This is a genomic window from Olleya namhaensis (assembly GCF_900114005.1).
In the GTDB taxonomy this organism is placed as follows: domain Bacteria; phylum Bacteroidota; class Bacteroidia; order Flavobacteriales; family Flavobacteriaceae; genus Olleya; species Olleya namhaensis.
Genome location: NZ_FORM01000002.1, coordinates 439,367 through 460,692 on the forward strand (window position 1 = coordinate 439,367; position 21,326 = coordinate 460,692).

Annotated in this window: 19 protein-coding genes; 15 read left to right on the forward strand and 4 right to left on the reverse strand. The window is 33.2% G+C overall.

The window, feature by feature from the left end; translation table 11 throughout:
• The first annotated feature begins 5 nt into the window (after positions 1 to 5).
• The 10 genes from BMZ09_RS05070 to BMZ09_RS05115 all read left to right on the forward strand — a co-directional run bounded on the left by BMZ09_RS05070 (position 6) and on the right by BMZ09_RS05115 (position 10,032).
• Positions 6 to 578 (forward strand): fasciclin domain-containing protein, encoded by a 573-nt coding sequence (locus BMZ09_RS05070; protein ID WP_090838105.1) that lies wholly within the window; start codon positions 6 to 8, stop codon positions 576 to 578.
• Between the two features lie 29 nt (positions 579 to 607).
• Positions 608 to 2,578, forward strand: coding sequence for a Sec-dependent nitrous-oxide reductase (gene nosZ, locus BMZ09_RS05075; RefSeq protein WP_090838107.1), 1,971 nt, complete (start codon positions 608 to 610; stop codon positions 2,576 to 2,578).
• 152 nt (positions 2,579 to 2,730) lie between these two features.
• Positions 2,731 to 3,348 (forward strand): hypothetical protein, encoded by a 618-nt coding sequence (locus tag BMZ09_RS05080; protein WP_090838109.1) that lies wholly within the window; start codon positions 2,731 to 2,733, stop codon positions 3,346 to 3,348.
• A gap of 29 nt (positions 3,349 to 3,377) precedes the next feature.
• Positions 3,378 to 3,815, forward strand: coding sequence for a nitrous oxide reductase accessory protein NosL (locus BMZ09_RS05085; protein WP_090838111.1), 438 nt, complete (start codon positions 3,378 to 3,380; stop codon positions 3,813 to 3,815).
• 4 nt (positions 3,816 to 3,819) lie between these two features.
• On the forward strand, positions 3,820 to 5,055 hold the full coding sequence (locus BMZ09_RS05090) for a nitrous oxide reductase family maturation protein NosD (RefSeq protein WP_245741089.1): 1,236 nt from the start codon (positions 3,820 to 3,822) through the stop codon (positions 5,053 to 5,055).
• Positions 5,049 to 5,756, forward strand: a complete 708-nt coding sequence (locus BMZ09_RS05095; RefSeq protein WP_090838115.1) for an ABC transporter ATP-binding protein — start codon at positions 5,049 to 5,051, stop codon at positions 5,754 to 5,756. The genes BMZ09_RS05090 and BMZ09_RS05095 overlap by 7 nt, the downstream gene beginning before the upstream one ends.
• Positions 5,749 to 6,531 (forward strand): ABC transporter permease, encoded by a 783-nt coding sequence (locus tag BMZ09_RS05100; protein ID WP_090838117.1) that lies wholly within the window; start codon positions 5,749 to 5,751, stop codon positions 6,529 to 6,531. The genes BMZ09_RS05095 and BMZ09_RS05100 overlap by 8 nt, the downstream gene beginning before the upstream one ends.
• Positions 6,532 to 6,613: 82 nt before the next feature.
• On the forward strand, positions 6,614 to 7,009 hold the full coding sequence (locus BMZ09_RS05105; protein ID WP_090838119.1) for a hypothetical protein: 396 nt from the start codon (positions 6,614 to 6,616) through the stop codon (positions 7,007 to 7,009).
• Between the two features lie 104 nt (positions 7,010 to 7,113).
• Positions 7,114 to 7,965 (forward strand): hypothetical protein, encoded by an 852-nt coding sequence (locus BMZ09_RS05110; protein ID WP_090838122.1) that lies wholly within the window; start codon positions 7,114 to 7,116, stop codon positions 7,963 to 7,965.
• A gap of 69 nt (positions 7,966 to 8,034) precedes the next feature.
• Positions 8,035 to 10,032 (forward strand): TonB-copper family protein, encoded by a 1,998-nt coding sequence (locus BMZ09_RS05115; RefSeq protein ID WP_090838124.1) that lies wholly within the window; start codon positions 8,035 to 8,037, stop codon positions 10,030 to 10,032.
• A 76-nt stretch (positions 10,033 to 10,108) separates the two neighbouring features.
• On the opposite strand, the gene ric is transcribed toward BMZ09_RS05115, so the two are convergent.
• The 4 genes from ric to BMZ09_RS05135 form a co-directional block, all read right to left on the reverse strand.
• On the reverse strand, positions 10,109 to 10,843 hold the full coding sequence (ric, locus tag BMZ09_RS05120) for an iron-sulfur cluster repair di-iron protein (protein WP_090838126.1): 735 nt from the start codon (positions 10,841 to 10,843) through the stop codon (positions 10,109 to 10,111).
• A 49-nt stretch (positions 10,844 to 10,892) separates the two neighbouring features.
• Entirely contained in the window at positions 10,893 to 11,327 is a 435-nt protein-coding gene (locus tag BMZ09_RS05125; RefSeq protein WP_090838128.1) for an RrF2 family transcriptional regulator, read from the reverse strand.
• A gap of 62 nt (positions 11,328 to 11,389) precedes the next feature.
• Positions 11,390 to 11,740 carry a hypothetical protein gene (locus tag BMZ09_RS05130; RefSeq protein ID WP_090838130.1) on the reverse strand — a complete coding sequence of 117 codons (351 nt, stop codon included), beginning with the start codon at positions 11,738 to 11,740 and terminating at the stop codon, positions 11,390 to 11,392.
• A gap of 5 nt (positions 11,741 to 11,745) precedes the next feature.
• Complete coding sequence (locus tag BMZ09_RS05135) at positions 11,746 to 12,720, reverse strand: polyprenyl synthetase family protein (RefSeq protein ID WP_090838132.1); 975 nt, start codon at positions 12,718 to 12,720, stop codon at positions 11,746 to 11,748.
• A 127-nt stretch (positions 12,721 to 12,847) separates the two neighbouring features.
• On the opposite strand from BMZ09_RS05135, the gene BMZ09_RS05140 reads away from it, so the two are divergent.
• The 5 genes from BMZ09_RS05140 (at position 12,848) to aspS (ending at position 21,325) form a co-directional block, all read left to right on the forward strand.
• Complete coding sequence (locus tag BMZ09_RS05140) at positions 12,848 to 13,453, forward strand: TetR/AcrR family transcriptional regulator (RefSeq protein ID WP_090838134.1); 606 nt, start codon at positions 12,848 to 12,850, stop codon at positions 13,451 to 13,453.
• Between the two features lie 3 nt (positions 13,454 to 13,456).
• Positions 13,457 to 14,764, forward strand: a complete 1,308-nt coding sequence (locus tag BMZ09_RS05145; RefSeq protein WP_090838136.1) for a TolC family protein — start codon at positions 13,457 to 13,459, stop codon at positions 14,762 to 14,764.
• A gap of 20 nt (positions 14,765 to 14,784) precedes the next feature.
• Positions 14,785 to 15,954 carry an efflux RND transporter periplasmic adaptor subunit gene (locus BMZ09_RS05150; protein ID WP_090838138.1) on the forward strand — a complete coding sequence of 390 codons (1,170 nt, stop codon included), beginning with the start codon at positions 14,785 to 14,787 and terminating at the stop codon, positions 15,952 to 15,954.
• Between the two features lie 11 nt (positions 15,955 to 15,965).
• A complete protein-coding gene (locus tag BMZ09_RS05155; protein WP_090838140.1) occupies positions 15,966 to 19,478 on the forward strand; it encodes an efflux RND transporter permease subunit in 3,513 nt (1,170 codons plus the stop codon).
• A gap of 92 nt (positions 19,479 to 19,570) precedes the next feature.
• Positions 19,571 to 21,325, forward strand: a complete 1,755-nt coding sequence (gene aspS, locus BMZ09_RS05160; protein ID WP_090838142.1) for an aspartate--tRNA ligase — start codon at positions 19,571 to 19,573, stop codon at positions 21,323 to 21,325.
• Position 21,326 lies beyond the last annotated feature (1 nt).

Genomic DNA, 21,326 nt, shown 5'->3' on the forward strand with positions numbered 1-21,326 from the left:
CTATTATGAAATTAATTAAACAATTGCTTTTTGTTTTTGCTATCACGCTAACCTTATACGCTTGTAAAAACGCAACTAACGGTACGAGTGAAACAACAACAGACCAAGAAACTAAAAGTGACAGTAAAGAAAGAACAGGGCAAGCCTTTATTAAAGATGCTGGAAGCACAACGGTTTTAAGCATAGCAATGGGCTCTAAAGACCACACCACTTTAGTTGCTGCTGTCCAAGCGGCACAATTAGAAAACGTGTTAGTTAATGCAGGACCATTAATGGTATTTGCTCCAACTAACGCTGCTTTCGCAGCATTACCAGAAGGCACTGTAGAACATTTATTGAAGCCAGAAAATAAAGCGGCTTTAGCAAATATTTTAAAATACCATGTAACACCAGGAAACTACTCTAAAGATTTCTTAAAGAAGTTTAAAAAATTAGGACAAGCTAATAATGACTACGTAAAAGTAGAAGTAGTAGACGGAGAACCAATGATTGGAGGCGCTAAAATACTAGGTAGTGTCAAAGCCGGAAACGGAATAGTACACATCATAGATAAAGTTTTATTACCGCCAACAGAATAACTAAAACACTAACTAAAACAGTTTAAACGATGAAAAATATAATAACATCAAGTATTGCAATGCTAGTTATCCTAATAGGATTTACAAGTTGCAACAAAGGTAATAACTCAGGTGGTAAATCTGGAGCATTAGCTAGTAACGTAGCCGAACGCGTCTATGTTGCTCCCGGAGAGTACGACTCGCATTACGCCTTCCTATCAGGTGGATATAGTGGTAACGTAACAGTATACGGTTTACCTTCTGGTAGAATGTTTAAAGAAATCCCTGTCTTTTCTCAATTCCCAACCTCTGGTTACGGGTATTCTGAAGAAACAAAACCAATGTTAAACACCTCTCACGGATTTATCCCTTGGGGAGATGCGCATCATCCAGATATCTCTCAATCAAAAGGAGAATTAGATGGTCGTTGGTTATTTATAAATGAAAACAACACGCCTCGTATTGCAAGACTTAGTCTTACCACATTTGAAACCGAAGAAATTATTGAAGTACCTAATAGTGCAGGTAATCACAGTTCTTCTTTTGTAACAGAAAACACAGAGTATGTTGTTGCAGGAACACGTTTTTCTGTACCAATTCCACAACGTGATATGCCAATTAAAGACTACAAAGGAAACTTTCAGGGTGCTTTATCTTTTATTAGTGTAGCGCCAGAAACAGGTAACATGGATATTAAATTCCAAATCCTTATGCCTGGTTTTAACTATGATTTATCGCACCCTGGACGTGGAAAATCTCATGGTTGGTTTTTCTTTACAACCTACAATACTGAAGAGGCAAGCACACTTTTAGAGGTTAATGCGTCACAAAATGACAAAGATTTTATTGCAGCTATAAACTGGAAAAAGATTGAAGAATATGTAAATAATGGAGGAGGAACAATGATGCCTGCTAATTATGCACATAACGTATATGACGAGGAAACGCACACAGCGACATCTACTATGAAAAAAGAGGTTCGTGTTGTAAACCCAATTGATGTTCCTGGAGCTGTTTACTTTATTCCAACACCAAAATCACCTCACGGTTGTGATGTAGATCCTTCTGGAGAATACATTGTAGGTAATGGTAAACTATCTGCAAACTTAACAGTGCATTCTTTTACAAAAATGTTAGACGCTATTGAGAAAGAAAAATTTGCTGGAGAAGCTTACGGAATCCCAATATTAAACTTTGAAGATGTGTTAGCAGGCGTTGTGGAGCAACCAGGTTTAGGACCATTACACACTGAATTTGATGGAAAAGGATATGCTTATACAACATTCTTTATTTCTTCTGAAGTTGTAAAATGGAAAATAGGCACATGGGAAGTTATCGATAGAAAACCTACTTATTACTCTGTTGGTCACTTAACAATCCCTGGAGGAAACTCTGGAAAACCACAAGGTAAATACATGTTTGCCATGAATAAGATTACTAAAGACAGATACCTACCAACGGGTCCAGAGATGGAACACTCAGCACAATTATATGATATCTCTGGAGACAAAATGGAGCTATTATTAGATTTCCCAACGCATGGAGAGCCACATTACGCTGCTGCAATGGAAGCAAGTATTATAAAGGAGCAATCTCAAAAAATCTATAAGCTAGCAGATAACAAGCATCCATATGCTGCAAAATCTGATGCAGACACTAAGGTTGTTAGAGAAGGTAAAGAGGTACACATATACTTAACAACTATTAGAAGTCACTTCTCACCTGACAATATTGAAGGGATAAAAGTTGGAGATAAAGTATACTTCCACGTAACTAACTTAGAGCAAGATTTTGATGTCCCACACGGATTTGCGGTAATAGGACAAAATAATTCAGAGTTACTAGTAATGCCAGGACAAACAAAAACATCTGTTTGGGAACCTAAACAAGTTGGTGTATGGCCATTTTACTGTACCGATTTCTGCTCTGCATTACACCAAGAAATGCAAGGTTACATTAGGGTATCTGCAGCTGATTCAGACACACCAATTAAGTGGTCTCTAGGTGAAGATATCGAATAACTAATAATTATAAAATTAGAGAAATTTTGTTTTAGTGTTTATTTCTCTAATTAAGGCGAGAGTTGAATTTTCGCTCTCGCCTTTCTTTTTTAAAACACTTTATTCTGCTTACACAGAAACCTCACTGATTACAACATTAAATACAACTTATCATGAAAAAGGCTAGCATTATAATGATTATTGGTTCATTACTGTTATTAGGGCTTTTTAAATTTCCGTTATGGAACATTATGCTTGGAGCTCCTCAATATCCAGACCCATTAGGGATGAATATATATATTGATGGTATTAAAGGCGTATCAGAATTTGATTTACAAAACATTGACGGATTAAATCACTACATAGGTATGAAAACTATACCTAAAGCTGACGAAATGTGGGAGTTCTCCATGTTTCCAAAAGTAATATTCGGAATGGCACTTCTAGGTATTATAATTGGTATTTTAGGATTTTTAGACAAAGTAAGCTACAAGTTTTTTTTAGGGTGGTTTATTTTAATGTCTGTCCTAGGCATATTGGGTATGTATGACTTTAATAACTGGCTAGTGGATTACGGTGGTAATCTAGATCCACACGCTATTATAAAAGTTACCAACCCTGATGGCTCACCAATGTCATATAAACCACCACTAATTGGTTTTAAAAAACTATTAAACTTTGATGTTACTTCTTTACCACATACAGGAGGATATCTAATGTTTGTAGGTATGTCCTTAACACTTGTTGCTTTTTGGTTAGGCCGAAAAACAAGTGTCAAGAAAACAACATAGTAATTTTATATTTTCAAAACACTAAAACAATGAAAACACTAAAACACTATTTACCAGTCTTATTACTCCTTATTTTTACAAGTTGTAATGTCTCTCCAAAAGCCATAGCATATGGTAGCGATGGTTGTCACTTTTGTAAAATGACCATCGTAGATAAAGTGCACGCTGCAGAGTTTGTTACCAAAAAAGGTAAAACATACAAATTTGATGCAACGGAGTGTATGGTTAATTATTTTGATGAATTTGATACTTCAGAAATAGAATTATACTTGACGAATCATTTCTCAGAACCAGAAGCTCTTATCGATGCTAAACAAGCCACTTTTTTAATTAGTAAAAGTATTCCAAGCCCAATGGGCGCATTTTTGACTGCTTTTAAAACTAAGGCTGAAGCCGAAAAAATAAAAGCTGAGAAAGGCGGTGAGTTATATTCTTGGACACAAGTATTAGCGCATTTAAAAAACTAGGCACATGAAATATTCAAGCCTTATTTTGTTAGCCATATTTATGGTTAACACCGCTATTGCACAAACTATTGAAGTGTGTAAAACATGCCCTATTAACACTGTAAAGAAAGCTATAAGTCAAGCAAAAGACTTTGATACTATTATTATAAAAAAAGGGACGTATAAAGAACATGCTATTATTATAGACAAACCATTGACTATTATTGGTAAAAACTACCCTGTAATTGATGGAGAATCTAAAGGTGAGATCATCATCATAAAAGCAGACAATGTTACAGTTGATGGATTATTTATAATAAATGTAGGTACAAGTTATACGGAAGATTATGCTGCTATTAGAGTAAGAAATAGCAAAAATTTCGTGATTCAGAATCTAGTTCTCGAAAAATTATTTTTTGGTATTTACATTGAAAAGTCAAGAGATGGTAAAGTGTATCATAACAAAATTATTGGTGATGCTGTTGAAGAGTACAATTCCGGAAACGGAATACAATTATGGTATAGTAAAAACATCCAAATTGAACATAATTATGTAGAGCATGTTAGAGATGGTATTTATTTAGAATTTTCTGACGGATGCCTTATCAAAAACAACACGAGCACCCTAAATGTACGTTATGGTTTACACTTTATGTTTTCTAACGATGACATCTACCAAGACAACACCTTTGAAAATAATGGTGCAGGTGTCGCTGTTATGTTTTCAAAGCGCATAAAAATGTACAATAATCTTTTTAAAGAAAACTGGGGAACAGCTTCTTACGGCATGCTATTAAAAGAAATAAATGATGCCGAAATCATAGGTAATACTTTTGAAGACAATACCATAGGAATCAACATAGAGGGTTCTAACCGTATTATTTATAAACACAATAATTTTTCAAATAACGGATGGGCCATCAAAGTAAAAGGGGCTTGTTATACTAATACATTTACGGAAAACAATTTTTTATACAACTCCTTTGACATTGCTTACAACAGTAATGTTAACGATAATGTTTTTGATAAAAATTACTGGAGTAATTACACCGGTTATGACTTAGACAAAAATGGTGTTGGAGACGTTCCTTACAGACCTGTAAAACTATTTTCTTACATCGTGAATCGCACACCAGAGACTATCATTTTACTGCGTAGTATGTTTATAGATATCATTGATTTTTCAGAAAAAGTGTCGCCAGTATTTACGCCAGACAATTTACTAGATAATAACCCGCTAATAAAAAAAATAACATGGTAACCATTCAAAATTTACATAAAAAGTTCGGAAAAAACCAAGTATTAAGCGGTGTAGACTTGAGCATTAGTGAAGGCGGGATTTTTGCTGTCCTTGGACCAAATGGTTCAGGAAAAACAACATTGATTAAAGCCATTTTGGGCATGGTAATCCCTAATAAAGGTGACATAACAGTCCTTGGAGAAAACATTAAAAAAAATCCAGAATACAGGCATAAAATTGACTATCTGCCACAAATAGCAAACTTCCCCAGTAATTTAAAAGTAAAAGAATTAATCAAAATGATTAAGGATTTACGTAAACCAACTTCAGAAGACCAACGTCTGATAGATCTGTTTAAATTAGACCCTTTTTTAGATAAAAAACTAGGTAATTTATCTGGAGGAACAAAGCAAAAAGTTAATCTAGTATTAACGTTTATGTTTAATAGTCCATTAATTATTTTAGACGAACCCACTACTGGTTTAGATCCAATATCATTAATACGATTAAAAGATTTAATTAAAGCCGAAAAAGCCAAAGGAAAAACAATACTTATCACCTCACACATCATGAGTTTTGTTGAAGAAATATCAGATGAAATTGTATTTATCCTAGAAGGTAAAATATACTTTAAAGGCTCAATTTCAGAATTAAAAACCAAGACACAGCAGCCCGATTTTGAGCATGCAATTGCGTCTATATTAACCGATAATCATGCTTAAAATATTAAAATATAGTTTTTACGACTTAATGCGTAGTCGCTGGAGTTACGTCTACTTTGCATTTTATTTACTACTTGGTATTGTGTTATTGTTTTTAAATAACGACTTATCAAAAGCCGTCATTACATTAATGAATGTTATCATTGTTTTAGTACCACTAATTGGAACCATTTTTGGTGTTATGTATTACTATAACAATAAAGAATTTACGGAACTATTATTAGCACAACCATTAAAACGATCCTCCATTTTTATGGGACAATATTTAGGTGTTGCCCTATCGTTATCTATGAGTTTAATTTTAGGGTTAGGGATTCCGTTTGTGTTTTACGGACTGTTTCAAAGTAGTGCTATCTGGGATTTTTCATTATTAATAATTACCGGTACATTTTTAACTCTAATTTTTACTGCATTAGCTTTTAATATTGCACTATCTAACGAAAACAAGATTAAAGGGTTTGGTTATGCTATTTTACTTTGGTTATTTCTAGCAGTAATTTACGATGGCTTATTTTTAATGACACTTATTATGTTTGAAGACTATCCTTTAGATAAACTATCACTAATAGGCACCATGTTAAATCCTATAGATTTATCAAGAACTTTAATACTTTTAAAACTAGACATCTCTGCTTTACTAGGCTATACTGGCGCTGTTTTTAAACAATTTTTCGGGACTAATGTGGGATTAATAGTATCCTTTGTAATGCTTTCTGTTTGGGTTGTATTACCCGTTTCTAGAATTATATACAAATCTAAAAAGAAAGATTTCTAAGTCTCACATACTCATCATAAACCTAAATGGTTCTATGACAATAATCATGTTTAAATCACATAACAATTTCTAAATTTGTACTATGATTTCAGCTATAACAGCAAAAATAACCACGTTTGTTTTAGTATTTATATTATTAGCTAATAATATAAATACTATGGTTATTGTTGCTGATTTTGTGATAAATCAAGACCAAATTGCAAAAACACTTTGCGTCCAAAAAGAAGATCAAAAAGGGTGTAATGGAAAATGCCAATTACGTAAAGAGCTTACAGAAAACAACCCTGAATCTGACCCTGACATACCATTACAAGAGACTAAGCGCATCAGTCTAGATGTGTATTGTCCTGCAAGTATTTTTACTTTGGAAACAAAGCCAATAGAACCAATCGTATTAAAACAAAATATTCATTTTTCTGATTTAAAAGTCTCAAAAATGTATCTAGACATAGACACACCTCCACCAAATTTTAGTTAATTTTTTTCGATTAAAAATCATTTTGATTTTACTCTCATTCTAACTCATTTTATGACGTTAGCAGGACGTTTTTAGCATAATTTTAAATACAAAAAAGAAAAAAAATGAAACTTAAATATATATTTCCAATCCTTTTTATCGCATTATTAAACGTGTCTTGTTCTTCAGACAATGACGACGATGACTCAGGAATCACAAACGAAGTTACAGGACTAACAAAAATTCAGGATCTAATTAATGACACTCATACCATCGAGTTATTTAATACGACTGGTCAATTTAAAACCGGTTACAACGCTATAAGCCTAAGAGTTATTGACAACGCTACAAACAGCTATGTTGAAGATGCTAATTTATCTTGGATACCAATGATGCAGATGCCAACCATGGAACATTCTTCACCTAAATCTACAATAACCAAAACGTTAGGAAAAGATACGGTTTACGATGGTTTTATAATCTACCAAATGACTAATCTTGATGGCTCTGGATGGTCTCTAACAGTAAACTACACCATTAACGGAATAGATTATACCGTTACAGACGCGATTACAGTACTGCAAAATGACAATCAAAATTCTGCAAGTTTTATGGGAAGTGATGATAGCAGATACATTGTTGCTTTAGCAGAGCCAAACGAGCCTAAAATTGCGATTAACGATCTAAAAGTTGGGCTTTTCAAAATGGAAAACATGATGACATTTCCAGTGGTAGAAGATTTTACAATAACACTAGATCCAAGAATGCCAGGTATGGGTAATCACACATCGCCTAACAACACGGATTTAACTTATAACAGTGCAGAACAAATGTACAATGCTGATTTAGCATTAACAATGACTGGCTATTGGGTACTTAATTTAAAACTACTAAACACCAATGGTGAGGTTTTAAAAGGTGAAGATGTTACCGAAGAAAACACACAAAGCTCATTATACTTAGAGCTAGAGTTTTAACTCAAAACCGACTTCAAAAATGATAACAGACACATTAGTTTGTAGTGTGTCTGTTTAAATAAAATACTAATGAAAAAGTTTATAATATTTAGTATCAGCTTATTTTTTAGCGGATTTACATTTGCTCAAGAAAACACCACTTTTACAAAAAAAGATACTACAAAGTTAGAAGAGGTTATTGTTTTAGGGAGACGAAAACTAAGTAACTACCGACAAGAAAAAACATTATCCAGTATTGATGAGTTTCTAGAAAAATCAAACAAAATAACCATGATTAAACGTGGTAATTATGCTTGGGAGCCTTCCATCAATAATATGACAAGTGATCGCTTAAGTGTTACCATTGATGGTATGCAAATATTTGGTGCTTGTACAGATAAAATGGATCCCATTACATCTTACGTAGATGTCTCTAACTTAGAAAAAGTTAGTATTGGATCAGGACAAGAAGGCACAGAAAATGGACATTGTGTTGGAGGAAACATTGATTTACAAATTCCAAAATCTAAATACTTTGAATCTGGACTAAAAACTAGTGCTGATGTAGGTTATGAAACTAACGGAAACTATAAAACCGGAGGCTTAGACGTAGAATATTCTGGAAACAAATTTTATATTAATGCTGACGGAATTTACCGTAAATCGGATAATTATGATGCCGGAAATAGTAAAGAAATATTATATTCTCAATTCGAAAAATTTAATGTCTCGCTTCAAACAGGCTACAAATTATCCGAAAACCAGTCTTTTGATGCTCACATAATTTACGATAAAGCAACAGACGTTGGGTATCCCGCCTTACCAATGGATGTGTCTTTGGCTGAAGCTTTAATTACATCTGTAAACCATAATTACAGCAACGACTCTACGTTTATTAAAACCTTAGAAACCAAGCTATATTTTAATACCATTACACATATAATGGACGACTCAAAACGTCCTGATGTCCCAATTAGAATGGATATGCCAGGTTGGAGTGATACCTATGGGTTTTATAGCAAAGCAACCGCACAGGTTAATAAACACCTATTAGCATTTAATTTTAACGGGTTTTACAACCGGGCTTTAGCAGAAATGACCATGTATCCAAACGACTCTGACCAACCTGCCATGTTTATGTATACTTGGCCAGATATTAGAACATTGTACACTGGTATTTATGCAAAAGATAGCTATGCGTTAAATAATCAAGAAACAATTGTAACATCACTAAGATTAGGATACCACCGCAACAAAATAGCAAAAGCGGTTGGATTAGAAAGTTTACAGATTTTTTACCCAGAAATAGATGCTACCAAAAGTAGATTTTTAACTAGCTTTTCTTCAAATTATAATTTAAAAAAAGAAAAATCAAACTATTCATTTGGAGTAGGCTACGGAGAAAGAGCGCCTTCTGTTAGCGAAGGCTATGGCTTTTTCTTATATAATAGTTTTGATAATTATGATAACATAGGAAACCCAACCTTAAAAAACGAAAAAGCTATTGAAGCTAATTTTAAAGCTGATTATATTTTTAACAATTTCACTATTGGATTAGAATCGTCTTACTTCTATTTAATGGATTATATCATAGGAAACATAGACACAACATTAAGTCCAATGACTATTGGAGCCAATGGCGTACGTGTTTATAATGCGTTACCAAACGCTTCTATTTTTGATATGTATGTAAATACATCTTACAAATTCAGCAATACCATCTCGGCAAATGCAAGTGTTGGTTATAATTATGGAAAAGGCAGTAATAACAAGAATTTACCATTAATAAAACCGTTTTCTTTTTTAGCTGAATTAAACTATAACATTAAAACCTTTAATGCAGCTTTACAATTAGAGGGTAATGGAAACCAAAGTAATTACAGTAATTTTTATGGCGAAGACGAAACACCGTCATACTCTGTTTTAAACCTCAACTTAGGACATGTGTTTTTCCTTGACACCAACAAGTTTATACTAAAATATGGTGTAGAAAACATTTTGGACACGACATATTCTACCTACGCAGATTGGAATAACATACAAAGACAAGGACGCAATTTTTACATGAATGTATCTGTAGTCTTCTAATTTTAACAAATACCATTAAAAAAGCCCATAACATTACGTGTTATGGGCTTTTTCTGTTTTACAGTAGACTAGACTACTAGTTCTCAAACTGAGCTTCCAATGCTTTAGCTTTTGGAAATAAAATATTATTTTCTAAATGAATATGTAGATGTAAATCTTTTTCAAATTCATCTAACATAGCATACGTTACTTTATAGGTATTACAAGCATCTGCAGGTGGCGTGTAATCTGCTGTTAATTCAGCTATTTCTCTAAATCGGACACCTTCATTATCATGCTCATGCATCATCATAGCAATAGGACTATCTACACTACCAAAAGCCGGCGCTTGTAAAACACCATTGCTTAATTTAACTTTAACCATTTTCTTTATAAACGGAAACAAGATCAATTCCTCTTTTTTCATGTGTGATGCCAATTCGCCAGCAGACGCAGTAAACAAGTCGTTTATTTTAAATAATTCTGGATGATTTGCACCATGTACTTTGCATAATTTAGCTAAAAACTGACGTAGTATAGGTGTTTTTTCTTCAACATAACGGTGGTGTTTCTTTTGGATATAATCCACTAACAAATCTATAGGCCAAGATTGATAATCTATATTTTGACCAGTAGTGCTTCGCATGATAGCATCCAATTCATCTAACAATAAATTACTATCAATATTATTTTTAGTACATACCTCCTCTACCGTCCTGTTTCCTCTACAACAAAAATCTATTTTATACTTACTAAAAAGCGCTGCTGTTCTAAAATCTTCGGCTACAAATTGCCCAATCTCTTTTTGACTATTTTCATGTAATGTTTCCATATCAATTCTATTTCGGATAAATCTATCCTATTTATGTTTAAATTTTTTTTTAGGTCTTTAAAAACGAGGCCCCAGATTTTATACCCAGTGCCAATTCTTCTAAATTAGTAGTTTCTAACATCACTTTAAGTCCATCTCTTATAACCTTAAATTTATCATGTACCGGACAAGGATGATTTTCGTCACACTTACTTAAGCCCAAACCACAGCCACTATAAACAGCATCTCCGTCTATAGCCTCAACCACTTGAGATAACTTAATTAAAGCAATGTCTTTTTTATCAATTTCAAAACCACCGTAAGCTCCTTTTACAGAGTTAACAATGTTATTTTTAACTAATGCTTGTAAAATTTTAGCTGTAAAAGCTTGAGGCGAATCAATTTCTGCTGCAATCTCTTTAGGGCTAACGCGCTTGCCATCAAACGAGTTTTTAGCAATAAAAATCGAGGCTCTAATACCGTATTCGCAAGCTTTTGAAAACATTATAATTCTTAATTAGTTACACAAAGATAATTAATATTTTTAAATAGGACTAATTTATCCTATTAAGAATATTTATGTCTAAACCAAACCTTTTGCCATTCTCTTTTTAAGATTAAAAAAGAAACCTGATCTGCCAATTGCAACGTATCACTCCCATCCAATTGTTTTATCACCTCTTCAGACACATCTATGATGTATAATAGGTTTAGGTACTCTGCAAATTTTTCCTGAATAAGTTTATAAACCGTTTCGTGCAATAATAACTTTAAGCTACTAGGTAAAATATCTGAATCAAAATCCAAATCTATATTAGCGTATAAAAAATCTTTATTAAGTTGTAAAACTAATTTTTGATAGAGATCTAAAGTGTTTGCCTCGTCTATTAATTGATTAAATGTAGAAGGTAATTTCATTTATATTATACGCTTCTTGTCATCAAACTAGTTCCAAAAGTTTTTAATAAACTTTTCTTATCATCAGCAATACTAAGTGTATCTAAAACTTTAAAGGCTTCTTCTGTATATTCCTTTATAGCATCTTGTGTTGCTTTTGCAGAACCCGAAGTAATAAAGTACTGTTTTACTGTCTCTATCTTATCTGAATTATCATCTAATTGTACTGAAAATAATTGCTCTAATTGTATTCTATCTTTTTTATCTAAAAAAGCCAAGGCTTTTAAATATAAATAGGTCTTTTTATTTTCAATAATGTCTCCTCCCACTTGTTTACCAAAGGTTTCTGGATCACCAAAAGCATCTAGATAATCGTCTTGTAACTGAAACGCGATTCCTAATAAACGACCAAATTGATAAATATTATTCTGATTCTCTTCAGACGTTTCTGCAACAATAGCACCCATTTTCATGGCAGCACCAACCAAAACCGCAGTTTTGTATTCAATCATTTTTAAATACTCAGGGATAGTGACATCATCTCTAGTTTCAAAATCAACATCGTATTGTTGTCCTTCGCAAACCTCTAAAGCGGTTTTACTAAATAACTTTGCTAACGCCTGAAATGTAATAGGATTATAGTTTTCAAATAACTGATAAGCCATAATCAACATCGCATCTCCAGATAAAATACCAGTATTAAGGTCCCACTTTTCATGCACTGTCTGCTGTCCTCTTCTTAAAGGCGCATCATCCATAATATCATCATGTACCAAAGAAAAATTATGAAACACCTCAATACTTAAAGCAGCATCTAAAGCTTTGTTATAATCAATACCAAAAATTTCGGCAGTCATTAATGTTAACACGGGGCGTAATCGCTTTCCTCCTAATTGCAAAATATAGTGTATTGGACTATATAAATTCTCTGGTTCTTTAGGTGACGCGTATCCTTCTAAGTAATCTGTAAAAGCAGATTGATATGATAAAATGTTTTGCATCATGCAAAAATAAAGCAAATAGTACTAACAAACTAAACTCTAGTAAAAAGCCAATGTTAAAAAACAATTAATACTTTGGAAACTTTTATTGTTTTTAAAGTTTCCTATTGTATATTTGCAGTCAAATATGAGAGAAAAAATTATAAATAAATCTGGAGAATTGTTTTTAACACTTGGTTTCAAGAGTGTTACAATGGATGATATCGCTAATGAATTAGGGATCTCTAAGAAAACAATATATCAGCATTTTGCTAATAAAACTAAATTAGTAGAAGCAACCACACTAAATATGTTTAATAATATTTGTGATGGAATAGATTGTATTTGCGAAGCATCGCATAATCCAATAGAAGAATTGTACGATATTAAGATGTTTGTAATGAATTATCTTAAAAACGAAAAAACATCACCACAGTTTCAGCTAAAAAAATACTACCCACAAATACACCTTCAATTACGCATGAAACAATTTGAGAAAATGCATGTTTCCGTAAAAGAAAGTATACAAAAAGGAGTTGACACAGATTTATTTAGAAAAAATATTGATGTGGATTTTATTTCTAGAATGTATTTTAATGGTATGTCTGGTATTAAGGATGAAACCATTTTTCCTTCAGAATTATTTACGATGGAGTATTTAATGGAAAACTACTTAGAATACCATTTAAGAGCTATTTGTAACGATAAAGGGTTACAAACTTTGAACAAATTTATAACTAACAATCAATCCTAAATAATGAGAAACATACTAATAATATTTAGTTTACTTCTTAGCACTATTGCCTATTCTCAAGAGACTGCCACACAGTTGTCTTTACAAGAGGCTATTAATTATGCTTTAGAAAATAACCGAACAGTAAAAAATGCTGCTTTAGATATTGATGCAGCCATAAAGCAAAAATGGGAAACTACAGCAACAGGACTGCCACAACTTAGTGCTGCAGTAGATTACCAAAACGCATTAAAACGTAATGTATTTGTATTTGGTGATCAAATCATACAAGTTGGATCACGACACACGTTAACTGGTACAGCTACTTTAAGTCAATTATTATTTGATGGGTCTTACCTTGTGGGATTACAATCTGCTAAAGTGTATTTAGAAATTTCTAAAAACGCAAAAACTAAAACAGATTTAGAAGTTAGAAAAGCGGTAATTAATGCCTACGGAAATGTCTTATTGGCAGAAGAAAGTATTTCGATTTTAAATCGAAATATTACTGTTTTGGACAAAAACCTAAACGAAGTAACAAAGATTTTTGAAAACGGTTTAGAAGAAGAAGAAAGTGTAGAGCAATTAAAAATCACACTATCTAGCGTAAAAAGTAGACTAAACAATACCACACGTTTAAGAGATTTAGCTTACCAAATGCTAAATTTAACTATCGGAAAACCTATTAATGACAAAACTGTTTTAACTGAGGATTTAGATGCGCTAACATTACAAAACATAAAATTAGAAGTACTAGATACTGATAACAACGTAGAAAATAATATTGACTACAAAATAGCCGAAAACGATAAGACAGCAAAAGAGCTATTAGTCAAGTTAGAAAAAAGTAAAGCATTACCAAGTTTAAGTGCTTTTATTAATGGTTCTTACACAGGAAACCGAGAGTCTTTCAACTTTACAAATACACAAGAAAAATGGTTTGGTTCTTCTATTTTTGGTGTGAGTTTAAATGTGCCAATATTTAGCTCAGGAATGAGAAGCGCAGCAACACAACGTGCAGCAATCAATTTAGAAAAAGCAGAAATTAATCTTACCGAAACTGAAGAGATGCTAAATCTTCAAGTAAATGCTGCTAAAAGCGATTACCAATTTGCAATAGAAGATTACCAAAACAAAAAAGATAACTTAACCTTAGCAGAGCGTATCGAACAAAAAAATCAAACTAAATTTTTTGAAGGTATTGGCTCTAGTTTCGATTTAAGACAAGCACAAACACAATTATATACTGCACAACAAGAATTACTTCAAACCATGTTAGATGTTATTACTAAAAAAGCAGAACTAGATACTTTACTAAACACAACTAACTAATCCCTTTACAAACACTAATTATGAAACATATAATAACACTTTCTTTTTTAGCTATTTTATTAGCCTCTTGTAATGGAGATAAAAAAAATACAGTCGAAAAAGTTCTAGAAAAAAACAACTTAGAAGACATTAGAACTAAAAGAGCAGCATTGGTTGCAGACCAAGATGCTATTCATTCTAAAATAAAACTATTAGATGACCGTATTAAAACATTAGATACGACACAAAACATTCCTCTAATAACAACCATTATTGCAAAAGAAGAGATCTTTAATCATGTGTTAGAGTTACAAGGTAACGTAACAACCAAAAACCTTTTAACTATTACACCTGAGTTTAGCGGTATCCTTACAAACGTATATGTTACAGAAGGACAACGTGTTTCTAAAGGTCAAATTTTAGCTAAAATTGATGATGGTGGATTAAGCCAACAATTAGCTCAATATAAAATACAAGCAAACTTAGCTAAAACAACTTTTGAACGTCAAGAGCGTTTATGGAATCAGAAAATTGGAAGCGAAATTCAGTTTTTACAAGCTAAATCTTCTTACGAAGCGCAACAACAAGCTATTAACCAAATACAGCAACAACTTAATAAAACAACAGTTAGAGCGCCATTTAGTGGAACTATAGATGATGTTATTACAGAAAAAGGAAGTGTTGTTGGAGCTGGTCAAACACCATTAATGCAGATTGTAAACTTAAGCAATATGTATATTGAAACCGATGTCCCTGAAAGCTATGTAGCAGATGTCGTTAAAGGTAAAAATGTAATGGTTGAGTTTCCTGTTTTAGGAAAAACAATAGATACTAAAATCCGTCAAGCTGGAGATATTATCAATCCTGCAAACCGAACGTTTAAAGTAGAGATTGATGTACCAAACAAGGATAAAAGTATCAAACCTAACTTAACTGCAAGACTTAAAATTAACGACTATACAAACACGAAAGCCATCTTGGTACCACAAAGCATTATATCAGAAAATGCAGAAGGAGAACAATACGTGTATGTTGTAAAAAACAAAAAAGATAACGACGAGGGTGTTGTTAGCAAGGTTATTATCAAAACAGGAAGAACGCAAGGTGATGTTATAGAAGTGTTATCAAACATAGAAAATGGTGCCGAACTTATTAAAGAAGGTGCACGTAGTGTTAAAGACGGACAAACTGTTAAAGTAATTAAATACTAAACCAAAAAAATATGACTAAAAAGAAAAAACAAGTCGATAAAGAATTTGGTTTATCATCGTGGGCAATTAATAACAAAACCACAATGTATGTGCTAATTGCTGTTATCTTTTACCTAGGTATTGCTGCCTTTTTCAGTATGCCTAGAGAAAACTTTCCGGAAGTAAACGAAACCAAGATTTACGTTAGTTCTATCTACCCAGGAAACACTGCTGAGGATATTGAAAAACTAATTACGGATCCTTTAGAGGACAAACTAAAAACAGTAAGTAATGTTGTAGAAATTACCTCAACATCGCAAGAAGATTACTCGATGTTAATTGTAGAGTTTGACGAGGGTATTACTGTAGATCAAGCCAAACAAAAGGTTAAAGATGAAATTGACACAGAAACGTCAGGCGAAGATTGGCCAACCTTTAATGGTGCTAAAGTAGAACCTGATGTGTTTGAATTAAGTTTATCTGAAGAAATGCCAATCCTGAACATTAATATTTCAGGAGATTATCCAATTCAAAAATTAAAAGATTTTGCTGAATACCTTCAAGATGATATTGAAGATTTACAAGAAATTAAAAAAGCAGACATCCGTGGTGCCCAAGAAAAAGAAGTTGAGGTTGCTGTAGACATCTATAAAATGATGGCTGCACAAGTTACTTTTAATGATATTATCGGCGCTATAAACAATGGTAACTTAACCATGTCTGCAGGTAATTTAAAAGCAAGCGGACAACGACGTACTATTAGAGTTTTAGGTGAAATTGAAAAGCCATCAGAATTAGAAAACTTTGTGGTTAAATCTGAAAAAGGAAATTCTATTTACCTTAAGGATATTGCTACTGTTACATTCCATGAAGAAGATAAAACAACATTTGCTAGAGAATACGGAGCTCCTGTTGTTATGCTAGATGTTAAAAAGCGTGCTGGTAAAAACATGGTTGCTGCTGCAGAGCAAATTCAGGTTATTGTTGCAGATGCTATTGCTAATGTATTTCCTCCAGATTTGAAGGTTACCATTACTAATGATCAGTCTTCAAAAACTATTGGCCAAGTAGACGATTTAGTAAACAACATTATTTTTGGTGTTATACTGGTAGTAACTGTCTTAATGTTCTTTTTAGGATTTAAAAACGCACTATTTGTTGGTTTTGCTATTCCAATGTCGATGTTTATGTCTTTAATGATATTAGAGCTACTTGGACAAAGTTTAAATACAATGGTCCTGTTTGGTCTTATTATGGGACTTGGTATGTTGGTTGATAATGGTATTGTGGTTGTAGAAAATGTGTACCGTTTAATGGAAGACGAAGGTATGGGCAGGATTGAAGCTGCCAAGAAAGGTATTGGAGAAATTGCGTTTCCTATTATTATTTCAACAGCAACAACTGTTGCAGCCTTTACACCATTAGCCTTCTGGCCAGGAATTATGGGAGAGTTTATGAAAATTTTACCAATAACATTGTCTGTAGTTTTAGGATCGTCCCTATTTGTGGCCATATTTTTTAACTCGGTATTGGTATCAAAATTCATGACTATTGAAGATAAAGACATGCCATTAAAGCAAATTATCAGAACAACATTAATAGTGGCTACTTTTGGTATCCTTATACTATTATTTGGTGGGACTTATAAAGGTTTAGGAACCGTTATGATTTTTACAGCTGTAATGTTATGGGCGTATCGTTTCTTTATCCGTAAATGGGCAAATAGCTTCCAAAACAAAGCATTAGTAAATTTAGAAAACTGGTATGAGCGTCAATTACGTGGTGCACTTTCTGGATGGAGACCTTACGTTTTAAGTATTGGTACTTTCTTATTATTAATTGCGTCATTTATCGCTTTTGGTATGTCTTTAAGTGCTAAAAGAACTAAAGTTGAGTTTTTTCCAGATAACAAACCAAATCAGATTATTGTTTATATCGAGTATCCTCAAGGTACAGCAATCGAGAAAACAAATGCTATTACTAAAGAAATCGAAAAACGTGTCTTTACAGTTGTAAACCAAGAAAAATACATGTTTGAGGGTAAAAACTTTTTAGTAGAAAGTACCGTTGCTCAAGTTGGTGAAGGTGCCGGAAACCCACAAACTGATGGCGGATCTGCTGCAGAGATGCCTCATAAAGGGAAGATTACAGCATCCATGCGTGAGTTTAAATTTAGACGTGGAGAAGATAGTGAGTTACTACGTCAAGAAGTACAAGCCGCATTAGTTGGTATTTATCCTGGAGTATTAATTTCTGTCGAAAAGGATGCTAACGGACCGCCTGCTGGACCACCTATTAATATTGAAATTGAAGGTGACGACTATAACGAGCTAATTGCTACCGCAGAAAACATGCGAGAGTTTATTAATACTAAAAACATTTCTGGTATTGACGAGCTAAAAATAGACGTTAACAAGGACAAGCCAACCATGCGTGTTACTATTGACAGACAGAAAGCAGGAGAACTTGGTATTAGTGCTGTACAAGTAGGACAACAATTACGTAGTTCTATCTTTGGATCTAAAGCCGGTATTTATAAAGAAGATGGTGACGATTTTGATATCTACGTTCGTTTTAACGAAGAAAACAGATACAACAAAAGTGCTTTATTTAATCAAAACATTACGTTTAGAGACAATACTGGACAAATAAAAAGTGTCCCTGTTTCGGCAGTTACTAAATACGAAAACAACTCAGGATTTAGTGCCATTAAACATAAAGACACCAAGCGTGTTGTAACAGTGTATTCTGCATTATCTCCAGGTTATACAGATGCTGCTGCCATAGTAAGTCAAATTCAAAACGAAATGAAAAGTTATGAAGACTTACCTAAAAACATTAAAATTGATTACACAGGACAAATAGAAGAGCAAAACAAGCAAATGCTATTTTTAGTTGGCGCGTTCTTTACAGGTTTAGGATTAATCTTTTTCATCTTAATCTTTCAATTTAACTCGGTATCAAAACCAACAATAATCATGATCGCTATTTTCCTTAGTTTTATTGGTGTATTTGGTGGTATTGTAATTTCTGGAAGTGCTTTTGTTATTATGATGACCATGGTGGGGATTATATCGCTAGCCGGAATTGTAGTAAATAATGGTGTGGTGCTTTTAGATTATGCACAATTGCTTATTGATAGAAAAAAAGCCGAATTAGATTTAGAAAAAGAAGACTACCTAACTAATCAAGACCTTTTTGAAAGTATTGTTAAGGCTGGTAAAGCACGTTTAAGACCTGTATTACTAACAGCAATTACAACTATTTTTGGTCTAATACCATTAGCTATAGGATTAAATATTAACTTCTTTACATTGTTTGCTGAGCTTGATCCAAACATATATATGGGAGGAGACAACGTAGTCTTTTGGGGGCCATTAGCATGGACCGTAATTTACGGTCTATTAATCGCAACATTCTTAACATTAATTGTAGTGCCAATATTATTTTTCTTATCAGTTAAATTAAAAATGTGGTTAAGAGCTAAGTTTTCTTCAGATACAACAGAAGAAACGTTAACTATAGAATCACTAAATGAAGAATAATTGTTCTTTATAATAATAACAACAATGATTTAAACAAAAAATCCGAAGTCTTTACTTCGGATTTTTTACTTTTGCATTTCTAATAAAATATTATGTACAGAAGTCATAACTGTGGTGAGTTAACAGCATCACATATAAATACAGAAGTTACCCTTTCAGGTTGGGTTCAAAAATCAAGAGATAAAGGTTTTATGATGTGGGTAGATCTTCGTGATCGCTACGGAATAACACAACTTATTTTTGACGAAGAGCGTACACCTAAAGCAATGATGGAGCAAGCACAAAAGCTTGGTCGCGAATTTGTAATACAAGTTACGGGTACGGTTATAGAGCGTGAATCAAAAAATAAAAATATCCCAACAGGAGAAATTGAAGTTTTAGTAAAAGAATTAAACATTCTAAACCAATCTTTACTTCCTCCTTTTACTATCGAAGACAAAACAGATGGTGGTGAAGATATTAGAATGAAATACCGTTACCTAGACATTAGACGTAATCCGGTAAAAAACAACTTGATTTTTAGAGCTAAAGTAACACAAGAAGTTAGAAACTTTTTATCAGGTAACGACTTTATTGAAGTTGAAACACCATACTTAATCAAGTCTACTCCAGAAGGTGCTAGAGATTTTGTAGTCCCTTCTAGAATGAATGAAGGCGAGTTTTACGCCTTACCACAATCACCTCAAACCTTTAAGCAATTGCTTATGGTTGGTGGAATGGACAAATACTTCCAGATTGTAAAATGTTTTAGAGACGAAGATTTACGTGCAGACAGACAACCAGAATTTACGCAAATTGACTGCGAAATGGCGTTTGTAGAGCAAGAAGATATCTTAAACGTGTTTGAAAACTTAACACGTCACTTACTTAAAGAAGTAAATGGTGTAGAGGTTGACAAATTCCCACGTATGTTATATGACGATGCGATGCGTTTATACGGAAATGACAAACCAGACATTAGATTTGGAATGGAGTTTGGCGAATTAAATGATGTTGCACAACATAAAGACTTTGGTGTATTTAACTCGGCAGAATTAGTCGTTGGTATTGCTGTTCCTGGCGGAAACGCATATACACGTAAAGAAATAGATAAATTAATTGATTGGGTAAAGCGTCCACAAGTTGGTGCTTTAGGTATGATTTATTGTCGTGTAAACGAGGATGGAACATACAAATCATCTGTAGATAAGTTTTTTGACCAAGACGATTTAGCTAAATGGGCAGAAAAAACAGGCGCAAAAGCAGGAGATTTAGTCTGTGTATTGTCTGGAGACACTAATAAAGTGCGTGCACAATTAAGTGCTTTACGTATGGAACTAGCAACACGTTTAGGTTTGCGTGACCCTAAAGTATTTGCTCCATTATGGGTTATTGATTTCCCATTATTAGAACTTGATGAAGAAACCGGTCATTACCACGCCATGCACCACCCTTTTACATCACCTAAACCAGGTCAAATAGAATTATTAGACACTAACCCAGGAGACGTAAAAGCAAACGCATACGATTTAGTCCTTAACGGAAACGAAATTGGTGGTGGATCAATACGTATACACGATAAAGCGACACAAGCTATCATGCTTAAACATTTAGGATTTAGTGAAGCTGAAGCTAAAGCTCAATTTGGATTTTTAATGGATGCTTTTGAATATGGCGCACCACCACACGGTGGTTTAGCTTTTGGTCTTGACAGATTAGTTGCTATTTTAGGCGGTCAAGAAACTATTAGAGACTTTATTGCGTTCCCTAAAAACAATTCTGGTAGAGACGTCATGATTGACGCGCCTGCTCCAATTGATGATGCACAATTAAAAGAATTAAATCTTAAATTAGATTTACAATCATAAA